Genomic DNA, 25420 nt, shown 5'->3' with positions numbered 1-25420 from the left:
CACGGCGGCATTGACTAAGATCTATCAAGAAATCGATCAGTTGGAAAAGACAAAGATCGAGGTGAAGGAGTACACCACATACAAAGAGCTGTTTGTGCGCTTCCTGGTAGTGGCCTTCGCAGCGCTGGTGTTGGAAGTAGTGCTGGCTCACACGCGATTCAGAAGGATCCCATAAACCTAGGGCAATGGGATTATGCTGCGCTTTGCTAATGAACAGATCCTGTACTTGCTTCTGGTGGTCCCCCTACTCGCTCTCTTCTACGCGGTGGCTTTTCGCTGGAAGAGGCGGGCCATGGAGCGTTTCGGACATTTGCCCTTGGTGCAGAAACTGGCGGCCAACACCAGCCGCCGCCGGCAGGTCCTGAAGGCGGTGCTCGTCATACTCACGGCAGGCCTCATGGTGCTCAGCCTCGCCAGACCCCAGATCGGCACCAAGCTGGAAGAGGTCAAGCGGAGTGGCGTGGACATCATTATCGCCCTGGACGTTTCGCTTTCCATGCAGGCTGAAGATGTGAAACCCAACCGGCTTGCCAAGGCGAAACGCGAGATCGAGCAGTTCATCGGCCGCTTGGAGGGAGATCGTGTGGGCCTGGTGGCCTTTGCAGGCGAGGCATTTCTCCAGTGCCCTTTGACCCTTGACTATGCTGCAGCCGAGATGTTCCTGGACATCATGGAGCCCTCTCTGATCCCGACGCCAGGGACGGCCATCGGCGAGGCGATCGCTGTGGCAATGAAAGCCTTTGAGCAAAAAGAGCGGAAGCATAAGGTGTTGGTCCTCGTAACAGATGGGGAGGACCACGGCTCCGACCCAGTTGAGATAGCCAAACAGGCTGCGCGAGAGGGCGTTGTCATTTACACCATTGGGATAGGTTCGGTGGAGGGAGTGCCGATCCCGGTCTATGACCAGCGCGGACAGCTGATCGATTGGAAGAAAGACAGGAGCGGCCAACGCGTCACAAGCAGGTTGGACGAGGTTACCCTGCAAAAGATCGCGCAGGAGACCGGGGGCGCCTACTACCGGGCAACTGGCGGCGCCATGGAGCTGGACAAGATCTACGAGCGCATCGCCGGTATGGAGAAGAAGGAGCTGGGGTCTCTGCGGTTTTCGCAATTTGAAGAGCGGTTTCAATACCTTCTGGTCTTGGTCCTGGTGCTTTTAGTTGTGGAACCTCTAATCCCCGAAAGACGTACACCGAGGCGAGAATGGTATGGACGCTTTGCGTGACCAAGAGGTGATGTAATGCGTGTGCATCTCTTAGCCGGAGCTTTCCTTGTCTTGCTCCCTGCGGTGGTGTTGGCACAAGCCGGCCGCCGGCAGGTTGCTCAAGGGAATCGCCTCTTTGCCCAGGAAAAGTACGAAGCTGCTGCAAACAAGTACCGCGATGCACTCAATCATGACCCCCTGTCGCCGATAGTTCACTTCAACCTCGGTACGACTGACTACAAGCGGCAGAACTATGAGGATGCACTGAAAGATTTCGACAAGGCCTTGAACAGCCCGGACGTGGCTACGCAGGCCAAGGCGTACTACAACATCGGCAATACTCTGTTTCGGATGGGGAAGCTGCCGGAGAGCATTCTCGCCTACCAGAGAGCGCTGCAGTTGGACCCCAACGACGTTGATGCCAAGTACAATTTAGAATTGGTGCGGGCGCTCCTCAAGAACAGTGCCCAAAAGCAGTCTGTGAGCCAGCAACAGGAACAGCAGCAGGAGCAGCAAAAGCAAGAAGGCCAACAGGGGCAGCAACAGCAAGGGCAGAAGCGAGAGGAGGAGCAACAGCAGGAGCGCCAGGAGCAAGGTGAGCAGCAGGCCGGCGAAGCCGAAGAGCAGCAAGGCAAAGAAAAGGACATGTCCAAAGAGGATGCTGAGCGCATCCTGGATGCCCTGAACCAGAGCGAAAAGGACGCGCAGCAGGAACGCAAGGTGCCGGCCCGGGGGAGCAGGAGAGTGCTGAAGGACTGGTAAGATGGAGCGTCACTTGCACAGATTGGGGAGGAACGGCCCAGAAGAGCCCCTGCGACGGCTGTGGTGGCTCGTGGCCGTTTTTGTCCTGGCCGGAATACCCTCCTGGGCGATTGACCTCACGGTCACCATGAGCGTTGACGCCACTGTGGTGGCGGTGAATCAGCCGTTCACGCTCATCGTCGAGTATAGCGGCGCGCAGGCAAACGACGCCCCCACGCCCGAGTTGCCGGACCTGAGCGATTTTGCCACCTACCTGGGCGCCAGCGGCACCTCGTCCAGCTTCCAGTTTATTAATGGGCGGATGTCGGTGAGCAAGACCTTCACCTTCCGCTACCTTGCAGTCAAGGAAGGGGAGTTTGAGATCCCCCCAGTGCAAGTGAGCTACAAGGGCGAAGTGTTCAAGGCACAGCCAGTGAAGGTGCAGGTGGTGAAGAGTCCTGCCCCGGCGGCGCAACCCCGGCCAGGCCAGCAACGACCGCAAATGGGCACCGAGGGTGGCCTCGAAGAGAATCTCTTTCTGCGGGCCATAGTGGACAGGCGCCGGGTGTATCAGCATCAGCCGGTAGTGGTCACCTTCCGCATTTATACGCGCGTGGAAGTGACCAACTATGCCATCACTAAGCTTCCAACTACGACCGGCTTTTGGGCTGAAGAGGTCCCCTTGCCGCAACAGCCGGTGCAGCGCCACGAAGTCGTGGATGGCCGCCAGTTCGTTGTCGCCGACTTGAAGAAGATGATGCTTTTTCCCACCACGGCCGGCAAGGTTACTATTGACGCCATGGGGATAGAGTGTGAGGTGCGCCAGCCGCGTACACGCCGGACGCGCGACTTCTTCGACAGCTTTTTCGATGATCCGTTTTTCGACCGGGTGGTGCGCAAAGCCATCTACTCAGCGCCCATCACCGTAGAGGTACTTCCCCTGCCGGAGGCGGGCAGGCCGGATGACTTTGCAGGAGCCGTGGGTTCATTCCACATCTCCGCGGGCCTGGACAAGTCCGAGGTGGAAACTAATGAAGCCGTGACCCTCACCGTGAGGATTGGCGGCACTGGCAACGTCATGATGATCAGAGAGCCGAAGGTGAGCATACCGCCGGACTTGGAGCAGTACAAGCCTAAGGTGAACGAAGAGATCAACCGGAGTGGCGAAGCTATTTCCGGGGCCAAGACGTTTGAATACGTGTTGGTGCCGAGATTCCCCGGCGAGCATCGCATCAAGCCCATCAGTTTTTCGTACTTTGACTTGGCCAGTAGCTCCTATCGCACGGTCAGCACACCCGAGCTTGTGCTGCGGGTGCGAAAGGGAGCTCGGCAGGTGGCATCGGTGGGCGGCGCAATGACCAAAGAGGAAGTTCGCCTCGTAGGGCAGGACATACGTTTTATCAAGACGGATGTGCGCCTCTACCGGCGTGGGGGCCAGGCAATGATTCCGCGGTTTGCTTGGGCCCTCACTGTTTTCCCGTTGCTGGTGCTCGGGGCAGCGGTCGTCTATCGCCGCCACGTGGATCGCCTGGCTGGGGATGTGGCGTATGCCAGGAGTAGGCGTGCCAATCGCTTGGCCATGAGGAGATTGCACAAGGCCAAGGGGCTGATAGGGCAAAAGACGGAAAAGGAGTTCTATGCCGAAGTGGGGCGCAGCTTGCTGGGGTACGTGGCCGACAAACTGAATACTTCGGCCGCTGGCCTGCTGAGCGAGGAAGTCGAGAGGCAACTCCTGGCACGCGGCGTGCCTTCTCCTCAGGTGGAGGCCCTGATGGCTTGTTTGCGCGAGTGCGACTATCGCCGTTTCGCCCCCATCAGCTCTAGTGTCGAGCAGATGAAGCAGTTCTATGAACGGGCGAAAGACGCTTTGGTGGGAATAGAGAGCGCTTTTTAGCCATGAAGCGAATCGTGTGGACAATCACGGTGTTCGTGGCTCTTCCCGTTATCGGGGCGTTCGCCCAAGGGCGGAGCTATGCCGAAAGACTGATGCGTGAGGGAAACTCGCTCTACGAGCGCGGCGACTACCAGGCCGCTGTCGCCAGATACCAGGAAGCTCTAGAAGCCGGATACGAGAGCGGAGCCCTCTATTTCAACCTGGGGAACGCGTACTACCGGATTGGTGATGTGGGCAGGGCAATCCTGAACTACGAAAGGGCCAGGCGGCTTCTTCCTGACGACGAAGAGGTGCGCTTTAATCTCGAGCTGGCTAATCTAAGAGCTGTGGACCGGATCGTAATCCCGCCGCGCTTCATACTGCTCCGCTGGATGGAGGACTTTAAGAACTGGCTTGGTCTTGGTGCACTCTTCTGGCTGGTCATGGGGTTGTATGCGGGAGTGGCGGGGCTACTTGTTGGTATCATACTGGACCGGCAAGGCAAGATGCGTCGCATCCTGCGCACGGTAGTTTGGGTTTTGGCCGTGCCGCTGGTGGTCTTTGCCCTGAACCTTGCCGTTCGTCTACACGAGGCGCACCAAAGCAACGAGGCAATTGTTCTGGAAGACAAGGTGGCAGCCCGGAGTGGTCCAGACCAGGACTTCTCAGAGCAGTTTTTCTTGCACGCGGGGGCCAAAGTCCGCGTCGAAGAAGTGAGCGGCGGATGGTGCCGGATTCGGTTGCCCGACGGCAAGGTGGGTTGGTTACCCGCGGCAACCATGGAAAGAATCTGATCAGTGGAGGCCCCGGTGTGGGGCCTTGTCTTTTAGGCTCCCGAAAGTGCTGGGATGGTGAGGGCAGGATGTTGAAAGCACCTTATCCCACGGCCCAGGAGCAGTTCAAAGCTGGTTACTGTCTCCGGATGGAGCGGGCCACGGTCGTTGCTCTATTGCTCCTGATCCTCTGCTTTCAACTTGTGCCCCGGTACGAGGCGAGAAGGAGGCCCCTGCCGCTTGTCCCCCCTGCGATGGAGGTGCAGGAGGTGCCTGTGACGCGCCAGCACGGTGCGGTGGCCCCTCCGCAACGTCCTGCTGTGCCGGTCCCGGTGGACGACCCCGAACTGCCTGCTGACGAGACTATCGAGCTCACAGAGCTCTCCTTTGCGCCCTCTTTATCCGGCGCGGGCGACCCTTTAGGCGAAGCCCCCGGATTGGTGACCCCTCCGCGTCCCGTCGCCGAGGTGTTTCCAGAATATCCCAAGTCTGCTCGAGAAAAGGGAATTCAAGGAGTGGTGAAGCTAAGCCTTCTGGTAGCTGCCGATGGGACAGTTGCCGAGGCCATCGTGATCTCGAACACGACAGGGAGCGAGGCGTGCGCGCAGGCCGCTCTGAAGGCGGCGCGGGCTACCCGCTTTATCCCTGGTCGTAGGCGGGGGGTTCCAGTGCCAACCTGGACAATCAGGGAATACGGCTTCTACTTTTAGGCCTTGTGCACCAGCACTCAAGAGGAACCGAGCAAGGAGTCGCCTTCACAAGATCGAAGAGTACGCGCGCCTGGCCGATATCCGATGGCCACGGTGGCATCCTGGCTGCTCCCCATTTCATTGCTCGTTGCCCGTCTGTGAGGAATAGTAGCTGGCTGATCGCTTTGTCGCCCGGCTGAGATCGTGTGGCATTGTGCAGGCAGGGCCAGAAGCGTGCAGCAGGAGTTTTGGAGTCTTTCTGATAACAAGTGCGCCACTCCTGACAACGAATTTGACACGGGCCGTTATTTTGCCGGAGGGGCTCGTTGACCGAGGCTCACCACACCTCAGATTCTTCTTGTTTTACGCCGCGGCAGGAGCCATATGGACGGGGTACTCTGCTGGCACGGCGTTTGCGAGAATCAGGTTGACAAATGGGCGCGGTTGTCGTATATTAGTTAGTGGAAGGCAGGCAAGGTGAAGGAGGCACGGCAGTTATCCAGTGGCTCCCACCTGGCTGCCTAAGTGGAGAGGTGAAGGGGCGGCGCAGTGCCGCAATAGGTGATAGGCAAGCCTGAGGCACAAGGGCCTTTGCCCAACGCGAGACAGGGGTGCACTAGCGAAGAGGCATTTGGCGGGCAAGGCCCTGCGCATCAGTCTCATGGGAGGCGATACCCATGGCAAGACACACAGCATCTGCTACTCTCGTGGTGCTCGGGGGAGCGCTTATGCTCCTCGTGCTGGGGTGCTACACGCAGCTGGCAACGGTCCGCGTGGAGAGCAGCGCCACGTACGAGGACGAGTACGAGGAGCGCTACGTGGAGGCAGACACTACCACTGACGCTCCTCGGGACTCCACGGTGTATCACCGGGTTGACGTGTACCACCATGGCCTTTGGGGGCGGCCGTACTACGTCTACGACCCGTGGTGGTACTGGTGGGACCCTTACTATGCTTACCCATGGCGGTTTTCCTTCGCATGGCGCATCCACTACTACTGGGACCCATGGTACACCTGGTATCCTTACTGGGGTGATCCGTGGTATTGGACGCCTTTCTCATACTACGGCGGGTGGGTGTACTACAGGCCATATTGGGGGTGGTCTTCCTACTACTATCCGCGGTACCGCTACTGGGACCAGCCGTATGCGCGTCGGCCTTTTACCCGGCGACCCATGCTGGAGGGTGCTGGCGGCGAGCCAATGGCCCCGCCGATGACCGCAGTCTCTGGTACACGGACGCGCTCTCCGCATGAGGGAATGGGGGCAGCGCAAGAAGAAGCGCGTCCTCCAGTGGACCAGCGCCGTCCCATAGCCCGGCGCGCGGAGGAGTCAGGCGCTCACCGCGTCGGGCGGGAGGAGGCTCCTGCGCAGGCCAGAGAGGTACCGCGTAGGATTGAGCGGGGTACAGAAACTCCTCCACCACGGGTCACGCGCGATGCCGATATAGCCCGGCGTGTACCCAAGAAAGAGCCGCCGGCCACCGCGCCCGCCAAGCCGGCGCAGACAAATCCTCCACCCCAGCGCGTGCGCGAACGGAGTGCAGGTAGTTCATCGCCGGTCAGATCTGCCCCGAAGCCCAGTTACAGCCCGCCGCCCACCTACTCGCCGCCCCCGGCCTCGCACTCGGGTTCCTCGGGCGGGGGCAGCAGTGGCGCCGGTGGCAGCAGACAGTCTTCTGGCAGTAGTCGCAGCCGCACGCGCGGATAGGCCAGCCGCCAACCCGGGCCAGGCCCAGCGTGACAGAAAAGAACGGAGCAGGCGATGAAAAAGTATTGTCTACCGACTCTGCTCCTTGCCCTCGTCATAGGTGGGGCAGGAGCCCAGACATTTGAGAATACGGTCTTCCAGATCGGCGAAGGGGTCAGCGTGAGTGCGCGGGCAGGAGGCATGGGGGGTGCTTACCAGGCGGTGGCCGAGGACTATTCGGCTACGTATTACAACCCTGCTGGCTTGGCGCAGATCAGGCGCATGGAGTTTTTTGGCACCCTTTCGCACGCTATGGGCAAAGACCAGGCAAGCGCCTTTGGTTATCAGATGACGTCGGAGGCGAGCTTTACCCGCTTGGGGTGCATTGGTCTTGTTATTCCGGTGCCCACCTACCGGGGGAGCCTGGTGTTCGCGGGAGGCTACAACCGTGTGCGCAGCTTCGACGGGCAGTTTGATTTTGCTTGGACCCTGGCGCTCCCCGACGGTCAGGTGCACCAGAGCTGGAACGAATTGGAAGGAGGCGGGCTCAACAACTGGGTCTTGAGCGGCGCCGTGGATATGTCTCCCAACCTCTCGCTGGGTGCCTCTCTCAACTTCTGGACCGGCAGAGATGATTACCAGCTGAGCTTTCAGGAAAAGGACCACTTAGACTTGTACACGTTCAATGTTTTCGAAAAGGACGATAACATTGACACTCGCTTCACCGGCACGAACTTCCGCCTGGGCGCTTTGTACCATGTGGGCCGCGTATTGCGCTTCGCCGCCACTATGAGCACACCGTTGACGCTGACGGGCAGGGAGGATTGGGGATACGCGGACACCGAGACCTTTGATGACGGTAGGCGAAACGTGTCCCAGCGCTCCGGTACCTTCGAGTACCGCGTCTCCTCGCCGTTTGGCTTCGGCTTTGGTGGTGCTGCCAGCGTAGCCTGGCTCACCGTGGCTGGCGACGTCTTCTACCAGGACTGGTCGCAGGTGCGTTTCAAGAGCGACCCGCCAGTGCAGGGATGGAGCAAGGGAGAAGCCAACTTGGCTATTCAGCGCACCTACCGAGCGACCACACAGGTGCACTTGGGCGGCGAATTGAGCATTCCAGGGCTTGGCACCCAGCTTCGCGCCGGGTACGCTGTGATCCCCTCGCCATTCAAGGGGGCCCCGTCGACGCACGACCGCGAGTACGTGACGTTCGGTGTGGGGTTCTTGCTTGATAAGCAGCTCAAGTTCGACCTGGCCTGGGTGCGAGGGACGTGGGAGCAGACCACCGGGGCACTCTCGGAAGACCTCACCCGCGTCGACGAGCAAGTGACCAAGAACACCGTCTTTGCCAGCATCGCCGTGCGCTTTTGAGCGTGAACACGGCGCGACACCTACAGAAGATGGGGGTCGCGCCTTTTCTGTTTTGCGGTGTCAGAACCGCCGACCAGGCTGACAAGAGGCGCACCAGGGCGGGCACCCCACACCTCCTGGCACCATGCCACCAAGATCGCGGCATCTAATTAGCAATGAGCCAGCAGCGGTACAATTTCGACTACAAGTATTCCGGCTACCTGCAGCAGTTCATCGACGCGCTGTCCAAGACCCAGGACCCGCGCGACATGCTGGAGCAAGGGTTCGAAGTCATTGCCTCCATCACGCGGTACAAGTTCATTGTCTTCCTGGAGCGTCGGGGCTCGGTCTTGGAATGCAGCGATGGCCGACCGCGCCCCCGCGGATTCCGTGCTCCCAGCACGACTGAAGTGGGGCGAGAGCTAGTGCAGCTGATTAGTACGCAGTTGGAGACCCACCCCGGCGAGCGCTATGTGCGCCTCAATCAAATCCACGCCAGCCCCTACCGTACCCTCGCAGAGCATCCTGGCCTTGGCTCAGGGCTAGCCGTTCGGTTACAAAGCAGCACGGGGAATGGGGACTATGGCGTCCTCTTTTTTGGCTGCGCCGACGAACGCATCCTCAATACCTTCGAACTCGATCTCATCGAGAGCCTGGTCAACCGGGTGCTCGAGCTTTTTGCGCGAACCAGAGTGGAGCGCGAGATCGTATGGGGAGAATCGGCCGCTATGGCTGCGGTGCGCGACATGGTGGAAAAGGTTGCGCAGTCAGAGGCCAACGTGCTCATCCGCGGCGAATCGGGCACCGGCAAAGAGCTCATCGCTCGGCTAATCCATGACCGCAGTCGGCGTCGAGGCAAGGTTTTCGTGGACGTGAACTGCGCGGCGCTTCCGGAGACGCTTCTTGAGAGCGAGCTTTTCGGCCACGAGAAGGGGTCGTTCACCGGCGCCATCAGCCAGAAAATCGGCAAGTTCGAACTGGCCAACGGCGGGACTCTGTTCCTGGATGAGATCGGCGATACCTCGTTGGCCATGCAGGTCAAGATGCTGCGTGTGCTTCAAGAGGGAGAGTTCACGCGCGTGGGCGGAAATGAGAAGATAAAGACCGATATCCGTGTCATCAGCGCCACCAATCAGAGCTTGGAAGAACTGATCGAAAAAGGTCTGTTCCGGCGCGACCTGTTCTACCGCCTGAATGTGATTCCCATCTACATTCCGCCTCTGCGCGAGCGGCCGGAGGACATTCCCGACTTGGTGGAGCACATTCTCACCCGGTTCAGCAGTCGCCTGGGCATTCGCTACGTTCTTACCCCCAGGGCTATTGCTCGTCTGCAGGCGTATCCGTGGGTGGGGAATGTGCGCGAATTGGAAAACCTGCTGGAGCGGACCATTACGCTGGCTTCCAGCACGGTGATCGATGAGAAAGACCTTCGGCTTGAGCCGGTGGCGGGAAAAGCACGCGGCACATGGGATTTCCGCAGCGAGACCCGTCCTTTGCGCCAGGTGGTTGCCGAGGTGAGGCAAGCCTATTGCAAAGCGGCCTTGGAGCGCTTTCATGGCAACAAGTCCAAGGCAGCAGCCGCGTTGGGCATCAGCAGGATGATCTTCAATAGATACCTGCAGGGGGTGGAAGGCGATGCATGAGGACATTTTCACCGCCCGCCTCAAGGAGCAGGACATCATTGATAAGCTCAATGATATCTGCGAAGAGAACACAGCCACCACGCGCTGCTCGACGGCAGTATGGGATAGCGACGCCAACCAGATCACGGAACGGCATTTCTGCCATCGAATCTGCAAGTACTATCTCTTCAACAACGTAAAGATCCGCCGGCGGTTTTGCGACGTGGACGATCTGAAGTACGCCCGGATGGTGATCCAGACTTCTCGCCCACAGCGGTATGTGTGTTGGTCTGGCTTTACGTGCTTCATGGTTCCCATCGTCGTCTATGATCGAGTGGTGGGGCTGATCTCCATCGGCGAGTTTCTCACGGTGGAACGCCCGCACCTTTCGGAGCGCTTCTTCGCTGTGGTTGATGATTTTGGCTTGCCGCGGGCGGAGATCGAGGAGGAGATCCGCAACAACGTCCCGGTTTTTACCGAGGAAAATATTCGCGGCCTGATCGCCTCGACCGAGTTTCTCGCGCAGGTGATTGCCGATATCCTCATGGGCGAGATTAGCCTAAGCTTCAACTTTGACCTTCTTGTGCGACGTTACACTAGGCTGGCCGAACAGGACTGGCGGCGATTTTCGGCTGAGGAGTTGAGTAGTTTCCTCATTCTCAAAAACATCATCAAGCTGCAGAACCTGTTCTTGCGCTACGCCCTGCGGAAAATTGCCGAGGAGAAGAAGATTGCGTTGCACAAGACGTTGATGCCATATCAGATCGTCCTTACCGCGGCGGAGAACCTGCGTGCTAACCGCGACAGGGAAAAGTCGTACCGCCAAATTGTTTCCGCCATCCGACAGGTGGAAGAGTACACGCTGCAGTCCATGCGCGGTTTGGCGTTGGGGGACAGCCAGTGGCTTGCGGTGACGGAAAAGAAGCAGGTTGATCTACGCAAGCTCTTGCGCCAAGTGGTACAGGGAAAAAAGCCGCTATTGGAGCACAAAAAGGTCGCTGTGGACGTGCGTGTGCGCACCGGAGGCGCCGCGCTCTGGGGGCGCCCTGACGATCTGGAGTTCTTGTTCAGCACGTTGCTGGAGAATGCCATCTTCGCCGTGGAAGAGCACACCGGACGCATTCGTCTGACCGCTGCGCGTGAGAACGGTGGCGTTGTGGTCACCTGCGCCGATAACGGGTGTGGCATCGCGCCGGAGGAACTGCCCAAGATCTTTGACCAGGGTTACCGCGGCAGGCGCTTTGCGCGGCTTCATCCAAGCGGGGCCGGTTTGGGCCTGTCGCTGGCGCGCCACATTGTGCATGCCCACGGCGGACACATCAATGTAGAGAGCGCACCCGGAAGGGGGACTACCTTCACGGTGGTTTTCCCCTCCTACGCGCTGGGAGGAGCATCGAGCAATGACTAAGGTACTGTACGCCGAGGACGTCGAATTCCTGCGGCAAGGCATCTGTGCCGACCTGCGCGAGGCCGGCTTCGAGGTGGCCTCTTGCCCACTTGACCGCCAGGAGGCGCTGCGCACTGTAGACGCTCATCTGCCTGACGTGTTGTTGCTGGACGTGATGAGCGAAACCAACATCCACGAGGGTCTGGCTATTGCCGAGCAACTCCGCCAGCACCCCCGGCGCAGGGAAGGGCGCATGAAGGTGCTGCTACTGACCATTTTCCGCCAGGACGATGAGGCAATCCGTGAGGCTCTGGAGCGGGGATTGGCTGACGGCATCGTCACCAAGCCCACTACCAGCGAGAGGATCGTGCGCGAAATCAGCAGAGTGATTGGCAACTGAGACGACGGCCATGCTCAAACCTCCTTCGGAATTGACCTCTCTGCCCTGGCTCTCGGATCGGAGCAAGGTGTACGTCAACTGGGCTGGCGCTGAGCGCGTGCGGGCTGATGTGCTCGGCGTGGAGAACAGGTACCGAAAGTGGCAGCACCTGTACGAGGACGACCCGAAGGCCTGCATGCGCGCGCTTCGCTTGGCAGTAGCACAGTCCCGAAACAGCCTGAGCGCCTTCATCGGCTGCCCTGATCCAGCGCACGTGGTGTTCACCACCGGCTCGGAAGCAGCACTCAAGGACGTGCTGTTCGCCCACCAGATTGTGCCCTATGGTGCCCGTATCTTAGTCACCGACTGCGAGTTCTATGGCATCTACAGCAAAGTTGCTCCGCCCCGCTATCATGCCGATGTGGCACGCGTTGCCGAGAAGACCACCAGCCAGGGCATAATTGATGAGATCATAGGGCGGGTGCACGAGGATACGCGTCTCCTGCTTCTGAGCCATGTCTGCTACAACACGGGTGTAGCGCTGCCAATTGCGGATATCTGCGCGCGCGTCAAGGCGGGGCGCCCGGATGTATTGGTGTTGGTGGACGGGGCGCAAGCGGTTGGTCATGTGCCCGTCGCGGTCCAAGAGCTGGGATGCGACTTTTACGCTGGCGATGCGCACAAGTGGCTGGTGGGCCCAGACCAGACCGGATTCCTCTACGTTCGCGCGCCGGAACACCTGCAGATTATTGCGCGCGATGCCTCTTCGCCCTTCGCGGTCCATCCACGGTTAAATCAAGACAAGGGCTCCAGGAGTGGCGCCGTGGCCTTTGCGTTGGCGGCCCTGGGCGACAGCCTGCGTCCTTTTATGGATCGCGACACGATGGCGCGCGCGTTCCGCTACGTCTGCGCCCTTGCCGAGGAATTCCGCACGCGTTGCGTGGAAAGACTACAGGGTTTGTTCCGGGTGTACCCTAGCCCTCAGTGTGAGGGGCGGACCGCCATCGTTTCGCTTGTCCCGCAAGGTTTTGCCTCTGGCGCGGCCGTGCTGGACCGTTTGCACGATGACCTGCTGGCAGAAGGGGTCCATTGTGCTCTCATCAATCGCGTACCGGCCGCATATGCGGAGCATTTGACGGCGCCGCCCATGTTGCGGTTTTCTTTCCACGTCTGGAACAGCGAGGCCGATGTAGAAGCTATTGTGCACAAATTGGAGCTGGTTGCGAGACGAACCCTCATGGCCGCCATGGCTCGGTTGTGACTGGTGAGCGGGGCCAAGGTGTATTGGTGGGCGAAAACCTCGCTCCAGATTCATTGCCTGTATCACCCGGGGGAAACCGCGATGGTACTGCGGACCAGATTCGGCTTGGTGCTTACGTGCGAATACGATAGCGACGGAGTTATTCTTGTCCCAAAACGAGACGGAAAAGAAAGGATGATAGGAACACACCATGAATGAGGGCACTGTTTTGCAGCGGCGGTTTTTCCGGGGCTTCAGCACCCGACAGATTTTGACTCTTCGTGCTACGTGCCTTCTGTGGCTCCTTTGGCTCGTGCTCTTGGGCAGCCTACTCACCCTGGTTGCCTGCGGCAAGAACTCTACAGAGCCGCAGGCAGAGAAGGATGTAGGCGTAAACGTGACTGGGACTTTGACTCTGCCTGCCGAGGCTCCGGGGAAGTGGTATGCGGTGGCGGTGGATAGCGACACCAGCAGCGCGAACGGTTTTGCGAAAGTAATTACCGGGACCTGTGGCACAGGCCTGAGGGTGACGTACGAAATGAAAGATGTTCCTGCCGGGACCTACTACGTCTATGCGGTTGTGTGGGTGGTGAGTACCCCGCTTTCTGCTCCCACAAGTGGTGACTACGTCGGTTTCTACGGCACACAAGGGACTATTCCTTCGGCGCCTAACGCCTCTGTGCCGAGTTCAGGAAGGGTGACCTTTGACATTACCTTGGTGGTGCTCCCTTAGAAGCTTCTCACCACATTGCGTCCGTTGCCACCTGCACTACTTTCTCATCCGTGGCCACCCGGAGCATAAAGAGCGCTTGCAACTTCAAGTTCTCTGGCGTAAATTTGGCCCGACTGGCAAAAATCACCCGGACTCGCAAGTCCAACCCGAGGACAAGATCCTGTCAGGCAGCAGCGAGGGCTGCTGTTCACTGGGTCCGTGGGGTTTCTCAAGGCATAGGAGGAGACAGTGGAATTCTCAAAGTCGTTCTTTCTGAGGCTGGTAGTGGGCGTCGGAGTCTGCCTGTTGGCAGGAATTGTCGGAGGTGTTTTTACCAGGAGCGCCGTGCAGAACTGGTACCCGACGCTGGCTAAGCCGGTCTTCACGCCACCGTCCTGGCTTTTTGGCCCCGTGTGGACGGTGTTGTATGTGTTGATGGGCATCGCCATAGCTATGATCTGGCACAAAAGTCCTGGGAGCAACGCTGCTACGGTTCTTTTCCTGGTCCAACTCGTGTTCAATGTGCTTTGGTCCCTCTTCTTCTTCGGGCTCCGTTCTCCCGCTGTGGCGCTGGTGGACATCCTCCTGCTGTGGGGGACGCTCCTGGCCACGCTTCTCGCATTTTGGCGCATCCTGCCGGTGAGCGGCATCTTGCTTATGCCATATCTCCTCTGGGTGAGTTACGCGGCGGTCCTGAATGCTTCCATCGTATACCTGAACCGTTGAACCCTGGGCGCCGAGCCATGCGGATGGATGAAAAGCCGGTCGTGGTGGTAAGCAAGTGCCTGGGATTTGCCCCGTGCCGGTACAACGGCGTGACTATCCCCAGCGAGTTCGTCGAAAAGCTGGCGCCTTTTGTCCGCTATGTTCCCGTCTGCCCCGAGGTGGAAATTGGCCTGGGGGTTCCGCGAGAGCCCATTCGCGTGGTCAAGCACAAAAATATGCTACGGCTTGTCCAGCCGGCCACAGGTCTGGATGTGACAGAGAAGATGGAACATTTTGCCTCAGCATTCCTCGTCGCGCAGCAAGGGCGAGTGCATGGCTTCATTCTGAAGGGTCGTTCACCTTCTTGCGGAATCAAGGACACAAAAATCTTTGCGGGCACGGACAACGCAGCTGTCTCGCACAAGGGGAGTGGCATCTTTGGCGCGGCGGTGTTGGCACGTTTCGGTCACTTACCAGTAGAGGATGAAGGACGACTCAGCAACTTTCGCATTCGAGAGCACTTCCTCACCCATTTATTCGCCACCGCCCGGTTTCATGAGGTCAGGACGGAGGGCAAAATGGGTCGACTCGTGGATTACCACAGCCAGCACAAGCTCCTCCTCATGGGCTATAGTCAAAAACACCTCAGAGCCATGGGAAGGCTTGTGGCCAATCCGGAGCACAAGCCGCTCGCACAACTGCTCGACGAGTATGAGCGTCTTTTGCACGCGGCACTCGCTCGCCCTGCTCGCCCCTCTGCCATGATCAATGTGTTTATGCACGCGTTGGGTTATTTCTCGTCCCAACTTGGAGCGAGGGAGAAAGCGTTCTTCCTTGATACGCTGAGTCAGTTCCGGGAGAAGAGGGTGCCTCTCAGCGTGCCGCTCGCGCTCCTCAAGTCATGGATTGCCCGCTTCGGACAGCCCTACCTGGAGCCTCAAGCCTTTCTCAACCCTTATCCCGAGGCGTTGGTAGAGATTTCCGATTCGGGGAAGGGGAGAGACCTGTGACAAAGGTTTGGGGCAGGAGAGCATAGCCACCGGGCACACAAGGCTGTGGCTGGCAGTGCTGGGGGCAGTCGGTCGAGTTGAGCAGGGGTGAAGGCTCGCGCCCTACAAGCGAGGAGTGGAACGGTGGATAGTCACATCGGGAACGCGGAGGAGCACGGTGGCGAGAATGGTGCCCCGGAGGGTACGAGTTCGATACCCAAGGAGCGGGCTTGTGCGCCGCACGTGCCGGGGGCTGTTGAGGATCCGGTCCAGGCGAGCGCTGTTCCTCCACCAACTTCTCTTGCGGCAGAGGGCTGATACACTTTGCGACCGACGGGAAGGATTCCTCTACCGAGGCCACCGTTCTCCCTCGTCTCTTTTTCGGGGTTTGCATGCCGCTTCCGTATTGCCCCCTAGTTTCCCAGTGCCAGACGGGTGGATGGCCCTTCCGCCCCCGGAGGCTTGAGCGCTGTTTGGTACGTGTGCCCGTGCGCAGGCTTTGCTCACGCGCCGCAACTCGCACAAGGCGGCTGGTCGTTTCGGGGAAGCGTGAAAGAATAGAGGATCTGAGCTGTTCTATGAAAGAGTAGAAGGCGCTGTGGAAGTTGGTCCTGCAGGGCCCAATCCCGAGAAGAGTGGACGTCAGCGGAAGTTAGCTGGTTGAAGAGGTTGGCGGTTATTTGCAAGTTAGTAGGTCCTTCCCTTGTGAGGAACCACATGCGGTGTAGAATCGGCGCGCGACTTGTAGGTTGTCTCATCGGTTTGTTTTCTGGCATTGTGATTGGCTCAGCCGTTCTCGCGCAGGCAGGTGGACGGTTTGCCATGGAGGCGAACATAGGGCACTCTTGGGCCAGCCACTGGAGCCCTCGCGACAAGCCGCCAGGCACCCAAGTAGTGGTGGGCTGGCAGCCAGGCCTGATGGTCTCCGCCAGCACCACCGCCGATTTGGGTCGCTGGCTCACTGCAGAACTCGGCATAGTCCTTACCGAAAAAGGTGCCCACCACACGGTGACCACCTTTTCCTTCCCCTTTGGCGCGATGGAACTGACGTATCGTTTTAGGTACCTTGAGGTCCCGGTTCTGTTCAAGACCTATTGGCTTAAAGTTGGGCCGGGAAGAATCTTTACCTATGGCGGAGGTTACGTTGCGGCTGCTTGGGCCGCGCGGTATACCTTCTACAACGAGCAAAAAGGTGGCGCCTCCCGGACCCTCACGGATGTGGAGCGTGGAGATGTGGGGTTTGTCTCCGGCTTTGGGTGTGAGGTTCCTTTGGGCAAAATAGCGCTGGTAGTGAAGTATCGCTACTCAATGGGATTCGTGGACCTGACGCTGGACACGGACCCTGTGCACATCGCGGAGTTTCACGGGGTAGATTTCCCGGTGATTCTGCTCCGCAACTTCTCCCACGCGGTGATGACTGGGGTGCGCTACCGCCTGAGGTGAAGCCATGATTCACATCGAACGCCTCAAGAACTTGAATGACCGGCCTTTGGCCAAAGGTGCCTTCGTCCTCTACTGGATGCAGGCCAGTCAGCGCGTCGAATACAATCACGCGTTGGAATATGCCATCGACCGAGCCAACGAACTGGGACTGCCGGTGGTTGTCTTCTTTGGTCTAACGGAACACTTTCCTGAGGCGAACCGGCGGCACTACCTTTTCATGCTCCAAGGCCTCGCTGAAGTGGAGCGTGGGCTCCACGAACGGCGCGTGAAGCTCGTGGTCCGCCGCGGATCGCCAGAGTTGGAGATAGTCCCTGTGGCGCGCGGTGCGGCGCTCGTCGTGGTGGATTGTGGGTACTTGCGCATTCAGCGGGGGTGGCGCACCTACGTGGCAAAGCGGCTGCAGTGCCCCCTCATCGAAGTTGAAAGCGACGTGATAGTCCCGGTTGACACTGTGTCCCACAAGGAGGAGTATTCTGCTGCCACGTTGCGGAGGAAACTCTCCCTCCTTCTGTTCCATTTCCTGCAGCCCCTTGCCCCACGCGAACCACGGGTCTCTTCTTTGGAGCTGGACATCCCGGGGGCCTCGCTCGCAGATCCTGAAGCCATGTGTGCATCTTTGCGCGTGGACGAAACGGTTCCCCCCAGTCCACTTTTCCGAGGTGGCACCTCAGAGGCGAAGAAATGGCTCACGCTTTTTGTTGAGCACAAATTGGAGCATTATGCCACGCGACGAAGCGATCCTGGCAACGACTTTCTCTCCCAGCTGAGCCCTTATCTGCATTTTGGCCAGATTTCGCCCCTGTACGTGGCTCTGCAGGTAACTCAGGCGCAAAGCCCTGGGACTGATGCTTTCCTTGAGGAGCTGGTGGTGCGACGAGAATTAAGCATGAATTTTGTCTCCCGTAACCCCAACTACGACTCTTTCTCCGGACTACCCGCCTGGGCACAAAAGACGTTGCAGAAGCATAAGAACGACCCCCGCCCTTACCTCTATTCGCTCTCCGAATTGGAGCAGGCCCGGACCCATGACCAGTACTGGAATGCTGCGCAAAAGGAGATGGTATTGAGTGGCAAGATGCACGGCTACATGCGCATGTACTGGGGGAAGAAGATTCTGGAATGGAGCCCTACGCCCGAAGAGGCGTTCCGGCGCTGTTTGTACCTCAACAACAAATACGAACTCGATGGCCGCGATCCAAACGGTTTTGCGGGGGTTGCGTGGTGTTTTGGCAAGCACGATCGGCCATGGGCCGAGCGCCCTGTGTTTGGGCTGGTGCGCTACATGGCCGAAAGCGGCTTGCGCCGCAAATTCGACATGGAAAGCTACTTGCGCAGGGTGGCGTCGCTCGAACAGGTGGGGATGAAGAGGGTCTAAGTGCTGACGAGCCCGATTCTACCTGGGATTGGCCAATTGGTGGAGCCGGTCTGGAGGAACGTTCAAGGCTTCCGCAGAGTCGCGGTGAACGCCTGGCGGAGTGAGAGGGGTAAAGTGGCCGGCGGGCGCAGGTGGAAGGTGCAAGGGAACGCGGGCTCCGCACGGGGCAGGAGTGTACGCGCATGCCAGAAGAAGTGGCACAAAGGAGATAGGTCAGGCAATGAAGTACGTCCGGTTGGGTGAACGTGGTCCCGTGGTTTCTACGGTTGGCTTTGGCGCGTGGGCAATTGGCGGCAAGAACTGGGGACCCACTGATGACAGGATTTCCAAACGAGCGCTCCATGAGGCTCTCGACCGAGGCGTCACGCTGATCGACACGGCCGACGTCTATGGTTTCGGACATTCGGAGGAGCTGATTGCAGAGGTCCTCGCCGAGCGGGGCAAGGGGAATGTGCTGGTTGCGACCAAGGTGGGAAACGACTTCTACCACGCCAGCGCTGCTGACGACAGAGGGTATGGCCCTATCCGTCAGAACTACGAGAAAGACTATCTGGTGTGGGCGACCGAGCAGTCATTGCGACGTTTGCGCCTGGAAACCATCGACATACTGCAGCTGCACAGTCCCGATTTGGACAAGCTTGTGCGCGAGGAGCCATGGCTGGCCCTTGCCGAGTTGAAAAAGACAGGCAAGATCCGCTACGCCGGGCTGAGTGTTCAGTCGTTCAAGGAGACGGAACAAGCGTTCCTGCTCGAGGAGCATGCCGACCTGCTTGAGTCCATTCAGGTGCGCTACAATCTCCTGGAGCGCGAGGCAGAGCGAGTCCTGCTGCCCACTGCCCAACGACTCGGACTGGGGGTCATCGTGCGCATCCCGCTGCTTTTCGGTTTCTTGACGGGCAAATTCTCGCGGGCCACACGCTTCGGTCCGGATGACCACCGTCGCATGAACCTGTCGCCTGAGAAGATTGAGGCTTATTTCAACAGCCTCAAGGACTATGAGTTTCTGTTTGAGCGCCATCCTGGCCTGACACGCGCTCAGGTGAGCTTGGCCTTCTGTCTTTCTCACCCTGCCTGCCACACGGTTATTCCCGGTGCAAAAACCCCTGAGCAGGTGGCAGAAAACTGCGCAGCGTCCGACTTGCCGCCACTCTCGCTGGAGGGGTTGCCACCTCTGGATGCAGACTAAGCAACCATTCACGCGAAGAGTTGTTCGGCCACCACGGTGGACTGGCTTAGAACAGCATCGGTGGGCGGGAACAAAGCAGTCGAGGACACCAGGTGAAGAAGGCACTCCGTACCTACTGGGCGTGTTCGCCCGGGTGCCCTGGGATGGTAGGCATTTGGAAAAAGCTGCGCATGAAAATGTGGCCCGTCGGTGCCCTGCAGTGCGTGGCTGTGCCCACGGCGGTGCAGTGGATGTCGAGCGTGACGGCAAGCCCCAGAATACCCAGGGCCTTGAGCAGGTTTGCTTTTGGGCCGCCTTGCAAGGAAAGCCTCCGCAGACTGAGGCGCCTGTGGCTCTCTCCTCCTCGGTTTTCTTGCGCCTTCACAAACCTGACGTTGTGTGGTTGGGTGAGTGGCGCCAAGAGATTTCAAGGTTGTTGCCGGTTGTCAGCAATGCGGTATTTCTGCCTCGCCCGAATGGCCAGCTGCGAGAAGAAACTTGAGCTTTTTGCTTGACTTTTCGCAACATAATTGATACATTTATAACGACAAGGGTGCTGACCATCACCAGGAGTCGACGGGATCCTGGCGCGGCAAGTGGGTTTAGGTGGAGGGTCCTGGCCATGCGCAGCTTAGTGGTGCTTGTGAGCGGGGTGGCGGTGATTGTGAGCCTTGGGGTGTCGTATGCGCAGCAAAGGCCCCCAGTGCCATATAAGGGAGAGCGCATGTTGAGCCCCATACTCATCGATCAGCCCACCGCGCAGATCCTTGAGCGGGGAAGTTTCATCGTGGGCGTGCGCGCCTATCCAGAAGGTGGCCTCCTGGGGAATATCTCCGTCGGCCTCACCCATCGGCTCAACTTCGGCGCCTCATTTGGAGGTACTAACATCATCGGAGCTGGGAAGGTGAAATGGAACCCAGACCCTGGCGTCCATTTTGCCTACCGCATTTTCGAAGAAAGCTATGCCATGCCCGACATCGTGATCGGTTACGACAGTCAGGGTTATGGCCCATACATTGACGAGCTGGAGCGATACACTATCAAATCGCGCGGTTTCTACGCCGTCGCCAGCAAGAACTATGGACTCCCCCTCACAGTCGGTGCTCATGTGGGGTTGTGCTACAGTCTTGAGGACAAAGATGGTGACCGCGACTTTGACGTGTTTGGGGGGCTTGACCTAATGCTGAATGATGAGTTGTCCCTTGTGGCTGACTATGACATAGGGATGAACGATAACAACAGCCAGGCCGTCGGTGGGGGGAAGGGCTATCTCAACGTGGGCATGCGCTGGACATTTGCCCAGCGCCTGTATATCGAGTTTGCCTTCAAAAACATTCTCGAGAATCGACAGGACATGAAGTACGCCAATCGCGAGCTGAAGATTGTCTATCTCGAATACTTCTAGCCAGGAGAACCCGGTGGTCAGCAGGCGAGCAAAAGCTGTGGCGTGCAGGGGTTCTGTGCTCCTTCTTGCCCTGGTGAGTACCTTTGCCGCAACAGGATGCTATACCAAGCTGTGGCATCGTCCCGTTGAGGTGGAGGGTGCCGTGGCGAGCACTTACCGTGTAGGCTATGGCGACGATTGTAGCAGTTGCCATAGTCACAATCCGATGCACGAACGAGCTTTCGGTCCCGCGTTCTATCACGATCCCGGATTGTACGCCTGGCAGTGGTACTATCAGGTGCCGTGGTGGATGGATGTCCCAGTTGTTTCTGGGCAGGAGGGAGGTGTTTCTGGCCAGGCTGAGGCGCGCGATTTTTCGCGACGGCATGTGGCCCCCCTGGAGCAACCTTACACGCCCACGACGGTGGGAGGTCAGTCAGGAATGGCACCGCCCATGGGCAAGGTAGGCACTGAGAGCACCACGCCCGCCACGGTGCCGCCGGCCCCGGAGCCGCGCAGGGACTTTGCCCGTCGCGAGTTTGGGGAGCAAAGCGGTGAGCGTCAGCGGGAGGCGAAAACGGACCCGGCAAAGGAATCGGCCCCAGCGAAGGTTAAGAAGCAAGAGTAAGGCGGGGGAGCCCCGTGGGGTAGGGCATCAGGAGGGTGGTGGGGACGAGAACGGCTCAGGCGCAGTGGGCCGTTTTTCATTTGGATCGGTGCGCAGCCACTAAGACGAGGACAGATCGGGCATGGGAAAGGCGAAGCGTCTAATTGCAGGTCTGGTGATCGTCATTTGTGCCGGGGTGGTGAGTCTAGGGCTTTTCGGCTACCTCTCCTTGCGGCGGTCGCTGCCCCAGGAGCGCGGTCGGCTCAGCTTGCCCGGCCTCTACGCGCCGGTGGAGGTGGTGCGTGATAAACAGGGCGTGCCCCATATCTTCGCGCAAAACGAGCACGACCTTCTCATGGCGCAGGGGTTTGTAACAGCCCAGGACCGTTTGTGGCAGATGGACCTTTTGCGCCGAGCTGCACGAGGGCAACTGGCGGAGCTCTTCGGGCCCCGAGTTCTGGAGCATGACCGCCTGATGCGTACCATCGGCATCGGCCGCACCGCTTCCATGATTTATGAGCGCCTTCCTCTGGAGTCCAGGCAGGCAGTGGAGGCCTATGCCGAAGGTGTCAATGCATTCTTGGCACTGGGCAAAGGTGAGTTGCCGCTCGAATGCCTGGTCTTGCGGTACGCGCCCTCGCCCTGGCGACCGGAGGACTGCCTTTGCGTCATTCGTTTCATGTCTTGGACGCTCTGCATGTCTTGGGCTGTGGACCTTACTTATGGCGCATTGGCGGTGGCGGTCGGTCCAGAACGCCTGGCGGAGATTCTCCCGGTGGAACCCTACGCGGGGCCGCGCATCACGGCCCAGACTGACAAGGAGGACATACGCCTGTACGCTGAGGCCCTGGAAGCTCTGCGCAAGGGTCGGGCACAGCTTGGGCTTGCAGACGCGGCCTTCGGAAGTAACAACTGGGCTCTGTCCGGCACAAAGACCACTCGCGGAAAGCCCATTCTTTGCAATGACCCTCACCTGATGTTTGGCGTGCCGGCAATTTGGTACGAGGTTCACCTATCCGGCGGTGGGATAGAGGCCTGTGGGGTGTCCATTCCCGGCCTGCCCGGGATTTCTATTGGCCGCAACCTGCGCATCGCCTGGGGCATCACTAACGGCATGATTGACGATGCCGATTTCTTCATTGAACAGGTGGACACCCTGGAGGGTACCCGCTACCTGCGCGATGGGCAGTGGCTGACCATGAGCACCGTGGCAGAGACTATTGCCGTGAAAGGGGCACCCCCAGTGGTTCTCCAGGTTCACAGCACTGTTCATGGTCCCCTGGTCACCGACGTGCATCGGCTGGGTGCCCGGGTGGGCAAAGCCATCGCCCTGCGCTGGGTGGGGCACGACTACAGCGACGAGATTGCAGCCTTGCGCACCGTCATTCGCGCGGAGAGCTGGTCTGACGTGCAAGCCGGGCTGCGCGACTATGGAACCCCCGCGCAAAACTTTGTCTACGCTGACGTCGAGGGCAATGTCGGCTACACGCTCGGGGGCACAATACCCTGGCGGGGAGGCAGGGACGGGGTGCTCCCGCGCCCAGGTTGGGACTCAAGAAATGATTGGCAGGGCCGAATTCCCTTCGAACGCAATCCGCGCCTGTTCAATCCGGCCAAAGGGTTCGTGGCCACCGCGAACAACGAGATCTGGGACCAGTCCTCTTTGGGCTACATCTCCGCGTACTGGGAGCCGCCGGACCGTATCTCCCGTATCACCGAACGGCTGCAGGAAAAGGCCAAACTTTCCTGGGCTGATTGTCAGCAGTTGCAGATGGACAAGCTCTCGCTGCGTGCTAAGGCAGTTGTGCCCCTCCTTCTCCACGCGTATGAACAGGCAGCTCTCCCTGACACCGGCCTTGTGCATCAGGCCTATCTATTGCTCCGACGATGGGACTGCGTCGAGGACGCACAGAGCGTTGCCAGCACCGTTTTTCATGCGTTCTACCGGAACCTCCTAAGCAGCATCTTTGCCGACGAGATGGGCGAAGAGCTTTACGACTCCTTCATAGGCTTTCCTGGCGTGGTGTACCGCATCGCGGACCGGCTGATTGCTCAGGGGCAGTCGCTGTGGTTCGACGACATCACCACGCCCGACACGGTGGAGACGCTCGACGGTCTACTCGTGCAAAGCTTAGTCAAGGGGGTTGCCGAGCTCGAGGGTGCACTTGGCCCGGATCTGGCGCGCTGGCAGTGGGGGGACGCACACGCGCTCACCTTCCACCATGCTTTTTCCGAGGCCCCTGTCCTGGGCAAGTACTTCGACCTTGGGCCCTATCGGATAGGGGGTTCCACGACGACTGTCTGCAACATCGGATATCCGCTCCGCGAGCCATATCACCCGCACTGGGGTGTTTCTATGCGCATGGTGGTGGACTTTGCTGAGGACCGCCTGATTCATCTGGTGCTTCCTACTGGTCAGTCCGGGCACCGGCTGAGCCGTCATTATGCAGACCAAACGCGCTCCTGGCTGGAGGGTACCCAGCACGTGACTACCATGGACCGGCAGGTATTATTGGCCGGTCGCCACAAGGTGCTCACGTTGGCTCCTCGATAGGGCAGGAGAAAAGAATATGCCTCACGGGTTGATCAAGGACCTGCGTCCTGGCGAGCAGGTGGTGGACTTCTTTGTCCTGCGCAAAAAGGAATTGCGCCTGCGTCGCGAGACCAACGAGTCCTACTTGGCCTTGGAACTTGGCGACCAGTCCGGCCGGATTGCCGCCACCCTATGGGACAACGCGGAAGCACTATGCGCAGATCTGTCGGTTGGCCAGGTCATCAAAGTCAAAGGAGTGGTGGTCGAGTATGCAGGCAGACCCCATTTGAAGCTGGAAAAAGTCCGCCCGGCGCGGGCCGACGAGGTAGAAGGGATGGAGGCGTTTGTCCCCGTGTGCCCGAAAGACCTGGGCGAACTATGGATGCGACTCGATCAACTGGTGGAGGGAATAACTAACCCGCACCTGAAAGGCCTTTTGCAGGCGCTCTTCGGCGATTCGGCGTTTCGTCAGGTGTTTGCCCAGGCACCGGCGGGAAAACTCTGGCACCACAACTATCGCGGTGGCCTGCTGGAACACACGGTTGCCGTAGCTGAGACCTGTGCGGCGGTCCACCACCGCTACTCGCACCTTGACCGCGACCTGCTGGTGACTGGTGCCCTGCTTCACGACGTGGGAAAAGTGCAGGAACTAAAAGTCGATGGGTTCATCGATTATTCGGACCAGGGGAGGCTGATCGGTCACATCGTGCTCGGGGCGGAGATGGTCAGGGAAAAGCTCCGGACCCTGCCTAACTTTCCCGAGGAACTGGCGATGCGCCTCCTGCATCTGATTCTATCGCACCAGGGCAAGGGCGAGTACGGTTCGCCCGTGGTGCCCATGACGCTGGAGGCTATCATCCTCTACTACGCCGACGAGCTGGACTCCAAGGCCAATGCCTTTGAGCGCATTATCGGGAGGGACAAGGAGCAAGGCAAGAAGTGGAGCCGCTACGTGGAGCTCATGGATCGCTTCCTCTACCTGGGCGAGGAGCGCGAGCCCGGCGATGAGCAAAGGGCTTGATTTCTTGGTATGACTTTCTTATATTTCACTCGACAAAAAATCCGGTGTAGCTCAATTGGCAGAGCGGGTGGCTGTTAACCACTAGGTTGTAGGTTCGAGTCCTACCACCGGAGCCGGGTCTTGCAAAGAGGCGCAGCGCATGACAAGGCGCTGTGCCTCTTTTTTTTTCTCTGCTCGTCCTGCAGTCGGTAAAGTGCTGGTTTCTGCACGGGTACGAAAGGAGGCATTACCAGCCCTCTGGTGCTTATAATCATGTGAAGCGGGGCTTTTTGATGCAGGTGCCTGAGGTGCTGGTTAAGGGCAAGCGCTTCCTGGAGGCGGGTGTCTGACATTGGCGGGAGGGCCTGATGGCTCTTCCGAATGAAAGTGTGACCGGCATCGGCAAGGTTGTTGGCGCGGCGGGGGTCATAGCGTGAGGTGTCGAGCAGGTTAACGCACCTCGGAAGCGGACCATTGCCGAATATCGGGGTGCCCATTTGCCTCCCAGCGGAAAAAGCGGAGCTCTTGTGGCGACGGGGGGCGGGTGCTCTCAAGGCCGGTCTT

22 protein-coding genes and 1 tRNA gene are annotated in these 25420 nt (G+C 59.2%); 22 read left to right on the top strand and 1 reads right to left on the bottom strand.

Annotated features, from left to right (window positions below; all coding sequences use genetic code 11):
• The first annotated feature begins 193 nt into the window (after positions 1–193).
• From ONB25_10840 to ONB25_10760, 17 genes are all read left to right on the top strand, one after another.
• Positions 194–1225, top strand: a complete 1032-nt coding sequence (locus ONB25_10840) for a VWA domain-containing protein (GenBank protein ID MDZ7393377.1) — start codon at positions 194–196, stop codon at positions 1223–1225.
• A 15-nt stretch (positions 1226–1240) separates the two neighbouring features.
• Positions 1241–1966, top strand: a complete 726-nt coding sequence (locus ONB25_10835) for a tetratricopeptide repeat protein (GenBank protein MDZ7393376.1) — start codon at positions 1241–1243, stop codon at positions 1964–1966.
• A gap of 1 nt (position 1967) precedes the next feature.
• The gene (locus tag ONB25_10830; protein MDZ7393375.1) at positions 1968–3839 is read left to right on the top strand and encodes a BatD family protein; all 1872 of its coding nucleotides are present in this window, start codon (positions 1968–1970) and stop codon (positions 3837–3839) included.
• Positions 3840–3841: 2 nt separating this feature from the next.
• Positions 3842–4612 (top strand): tetratricopeptide repeat protein, encoded by a 771-nt coding sequence (locus ONB25_10825; protein MDZ7393374.1) that lies wholly within the window; start codon positions 3842–3844, stop codon positions 4610–4612.
• Positions 4613–4680: 68 nt separating this feature from the next.
• Positions 4681–5301 carry a TonB family protein gene (locus ONB25_10820; protein ID MDZ7393373.1) on the top strand — a complete coding sequence of 207 codons (621 nt, stop codon included), beginning with the start codon at positions 4681–4683 and terminating at the stop codon, positions 5299–5301.
• Positions 5302–5957: 656 nt separating this feature from the next.
• Entirely contained in the window at positions 5958–6989 is a 1032-nt protein-coding gene (locus ONB25_10815) for a hypothetical protein (protein MDZ7393372.1), read from the top strand.
• Between the two features lie 54 nt (positions 6990–7043).
• A complete protein-coding gene (locus tag ONB25_10810) occupies positions 7044–8336 on the top strand; it encodes an outer membrane protein transport protein (protein MDZ7393371.1) in 1293 nt (430 codons plus the stop codon).
• 155 nt (positions 8337–8491) lie between these two features.
• Entirely contained in the window at positions 8492–9958 is a 1467-nt protein-coding gene (locus ONB25_10805) for a sigma-54 dependent transcriptional regulator (protein ID MDZ7393370.1), read from the top strand.
• Positions 9951–11345, top strand: a complete 1395-nt coding sequence (locus tag ONB25_10800) for an ATP-binding protein (protein MDZ7393369.1) — start codon at positions 9951–9953, stop codon at positions 11343–11345. The genes ONB25_10805 and ONB25_10800 overlap by 8 nt, the downstream gene beginning before the upstream one ends.
• Positions 11338–11724: a response regulator gene (locus ONB25_10795; protein ID MDZ7393368.1), complete on the top strand. Its 387-nt coding sequence runs from the start codon at positions 11338–11340 to the stop codon at positions 11722–11724. Before ONB25_10800 ends, ONB25_10795 begins: the two co-directional genes overlap by 8 nt.
• A 10-nt stretch (positions 11725–11734) precedes the next feature.
• Entirely contained in the window at positions 11735–12964 is a 1230-nt protein-coding gene (locus ONB25_10790) for an aminotransferase class V-fold PLP-dependent enzyme (protein MDZ7393367.1), read from the top strand.
• Between the two features lie 190 nt (positions 12965–13154).
• Positions 13155–13676 carry a hypothetical protein gene (locus ONB25_10785; GenBank protein MDZ7393366.1) on the top strand — a complete coding sequence of 174 codons (522 nt, stop codon included), beginning with the start codon at positions 13155–13157 and terminating at the stop codon, positions 13674–13676.
• 228 nt (positions 13677–13904) lie between these two features.
• Complete coding sequence (locus ONB25_10780; protein MDZ7393365.1) at positions 13905–14381, top strand: tryptophan-rich sensory protein; 477 nt, start codon at positions 13905–13907, stop codon at positions 14379–14381.
• Between the two features lie 17 nt (positions 14382–14398).
• Positions 14399–15370, top strand: a complete 972-nt coding sequence (locus ONB25_10775; protein ID MDZ7393364.1) for a DUF523 and DUF1722 domain-containing protein — start codon at positions 14399–14401, stop codon at positions 15368–15370.
• Positions 15371–16066: 696 nt separating this feature from the next.
• Positions 16067–16792, top strand: a complete 726-nt coding sequence (locus tag ONB25_10770) for a PorT family protein (protein ID MDZ7393363.1) — start codon at positions 16067–16069, stop codon at positions 16790–16792.
• Between the two features lie 4 nt (positions 16793–16796).
• The gene (locus ONB25_10765; GenBank protein MDZ7393362.1) at positions 16797–18167 is read left to right on the top strand and encodes a deoxyribodipyrimidine photo-lyase; all 1371 of its coding nucleotides are present in this window, start codon (positions 16797–16799) and stop codon (positions 18165–18167) included.
• A 220-nt stretch (positions 18168–18387) separates the two neighbouring features.
• Complete coding sequence (locus tag ONB25_10760) at positions 18388–19353, top strand: aldo/keto reductase (GenBank protein ID MDZ7393361.1); 966 nt, start codon at positions 18388–18390, stop codon at positions 19351–19353.
• A 112-nt stretch (positions 19354–19465) separates the two neighbouring features.
• On the opposite strand, the gene ONB25_10755 is transcribed toward ONB25_10760, so the two are convergent.
• The gene (locus ONB25_10755; GenBank protein ID MDZ7393360.1) at positions 19466–19654 is read right to left on the bottom strand and encodes a hypothetical protein; all 189 of its coding nucleotides are present in this window, start codon (positions 19652–19654) and stop codon (positions 19466–19468) included.
• Between the two features lie 300 nt (positions 19655–19954).
• On the opposite strand from ONB25_10755, the gene ONB25_10750 reads away from it, so the two are divergent.
• The 5 genes from ONB25_10750 (at position 19955) to ONB25_10730 (ending at position 24990) form a co-directional block, all read left to right on the top strand.
• Positions 19955–20737 (top strand): YjbH domain-containing protein, encoded by a 783-nt coding sequence (locus ONB25_10750; GenBank protein MDZ7393359.1) that lies wholly within the window; start codon positions 19955–19957, stop codon positions 20735–20737.
• 13 nt (positions 20738–20750) lie between these two features.
• On the top strand, positions 20751–21344 hold the full coding sequence (locus ONB25_10745; GenBank protein ID MDZ7393358.1) for a hypothetical protein: 594 nt from the start codon (positions 20751–20753) through the stop codon (positions 21342–21344).
• 121 nt (positions 21345–21465) lie between these two features.
• Complete coding sequence (locus ONB25_10740) at positions 21466–23877, top strand: penicillin acylase family protein (GenBank protein ID MDZ7393357.1); 2412 nt, start codon at positions 21466–21468, stop codon at positions 23875–23877.
• Positions 23878–23893: 16 nt separating this feature from the next.
• The gene (locus tag ONB25_10735) at positions 23894–24877 is read left to right on the top strand and encodes an HD domain-containing protein (protein MDZ7393356.1); all 984 of its coding nucleotides are present in this window, start codon (positions 23894–23896) and stop codon (positions 24875–24877) included.
• A 40-nt stretch (positions 24878–24917) separates the two neighbouring features.
• Positions 24918–24990 (top strand) — tRNA-Asn (locus ONB25_10730).
• The last annotated feature ends 430 nt before the right edge of the window (positions 24991–25420 follow it).

The organism is candidate division KSB1 bacterium (assembly GCA_034506335.1).
Taxonomy (GTDB): Bacteria; Zhuqueibacterota; Zhuqueibacteria; order JANLFK01; family Oleimicrobiaceae; genus Oleimicrobium.
The sequence above is the reverse complement of the archived record's forward strand: the minus strand, read 5'-3'. Positions and strand labels throughout refer to the sequence as shown.

Excerpts from the sequence above, each read along its gene's own strand:
- ONB25_10840 (MDZ7393377.1), top strand. The coding sequence starts at position 194 with ATGCTGCGCTTTGCTAATGAACAGATCCTGTACTTGCTTCTGGTGGTC.
- ONB25_10835 (MDZ7393376.1), top strand. The coding sequence starts at position 1,241 with ATGCGTGTGCATCTCTTAGCCGGAGCTTTCCTTGTCTTGCTCCCTGCG.
- ONB25_10830 (MDZ7393375.1), top strand. The coding sequence starts at position 1,968 with ATGGAGCGTCACTTGCACAGATTGGGGAGGAACGGCCCAGAAGAGCCC.
- ONB25_10825 (MDZ7393374.1), top strand. The coding sequence starts at position 3,842 with ATGAAGCGAATCGTGTGGACAATCACGGTGTTCGTGGCTCTTCCCGTT.
- ONB25_10820 (MDZ7393373.1), top strand. The coding sequence starts at position 4,681 with ATGTTGAAAGCACCTTATCCCACGGCCCAGGAGCAGTTCAAAGCTGGT.
- ONB25_10815 (MDZ7393372.1), top strand. The coding sequence starts at position 5,958 with ATGGCAAGACACACAGCATCTGCTACTCTCGTGGTGCTCGGGGGAGCG.
- ONB25_10810 (MDZ7393371.1), top strand. The coding sequence starts at position 7,044 with ATGAAAAAGTATTGTCTACCGACTCTGCTCCTTGCCCTCGTCATAGGT.
- ONB25_10805 (MDZ7393370.1), top strand. The coding sequence starts at position 8,492 with ATGAGCCAGCAGCGGTACAATTTCGACTACAAGTATTCCGGCTACCTG.
- ONB25_10800 (MDZ7393369.1), top strand. The coding sequence starts at position 9,951 with ATGCATGAGGACATTTTCACCGCCCGCCTCAAGGAGCAGGACATCATT.
- ONB25_10795 (MDZ7393368.1), top strand. The coding sequence starts at position 11,338 with ATGACTAAGGTACTGTACGCCGAGGACGTCGAATTCCTGCGGCAAGGC.
- ONB25_10790 (MDZ7393367.1), top strand. The coding sequence starts at position 11,735 with ATGCTCAAACCTCCTTCGGAATTGACCTCTCTGCCCTGGCTCTCGGAT.
- ONB25_10785 (MDZ7393366.1), top strand. The coding sequence starts at position 13,155 with ATGAATGAGGGCACTGTTTTGCAGCGGCGGTTTTTCCGGGGCTTCAGC.
- ONB25_10775 (MDZ7393364.1), top strand. The coding sequence starts at position 14,399 with ATGCGGATGGATGAAAAGCCGGTCGTGGTGGTAAGCAAGTGCCTGGGA.
- ONB25_10770 (MDZ7393363.1), top strand. The coding sequence starts at position 16,067 with ATGCGGTGTAGAATCGGCGCGCGACTTGTAGGTTGTCTCATCGGTTTG.
- ONB25_10765 (MDZ7393362.1), top strand. The coding sequence starts at position 16,797 with ATGATTCACATCGAACGCCTCAAGAACTTGAATGACCGGCCTTTGGCC.
- ONB25_10760 (MDZ7393361.1), top strand. The coding sequence starts at position 18,388 with ATGAAGTACGTCCGGTTGGGTGAACGTGGTCCCGTGGTTTCTACGGTT.
- ONB25_10750 (MDZ7393359.1), top strand. The coding sequence starts at position 19,955 with ATGCGCAGCTTAGTGGTGCTTGTGAGCGGGGTGGCGGTGATTGTGAGC.
- ONB25_10740 (MDZ7393357.1), top strand. The coding sequence starts at position 21,466 with ATGGGAAAGGCGAAGCGTCTAATTGCAGGTCTGGTGATCGTCATTTGT.
- ONB25_10735 (MDZ7393356.1), top strand. The coding sequence starts at position 23,894 with ATGCCTCACGGGTTGATCAAGGACCTGCGTCCTGGCGAGCAGGTGGTG.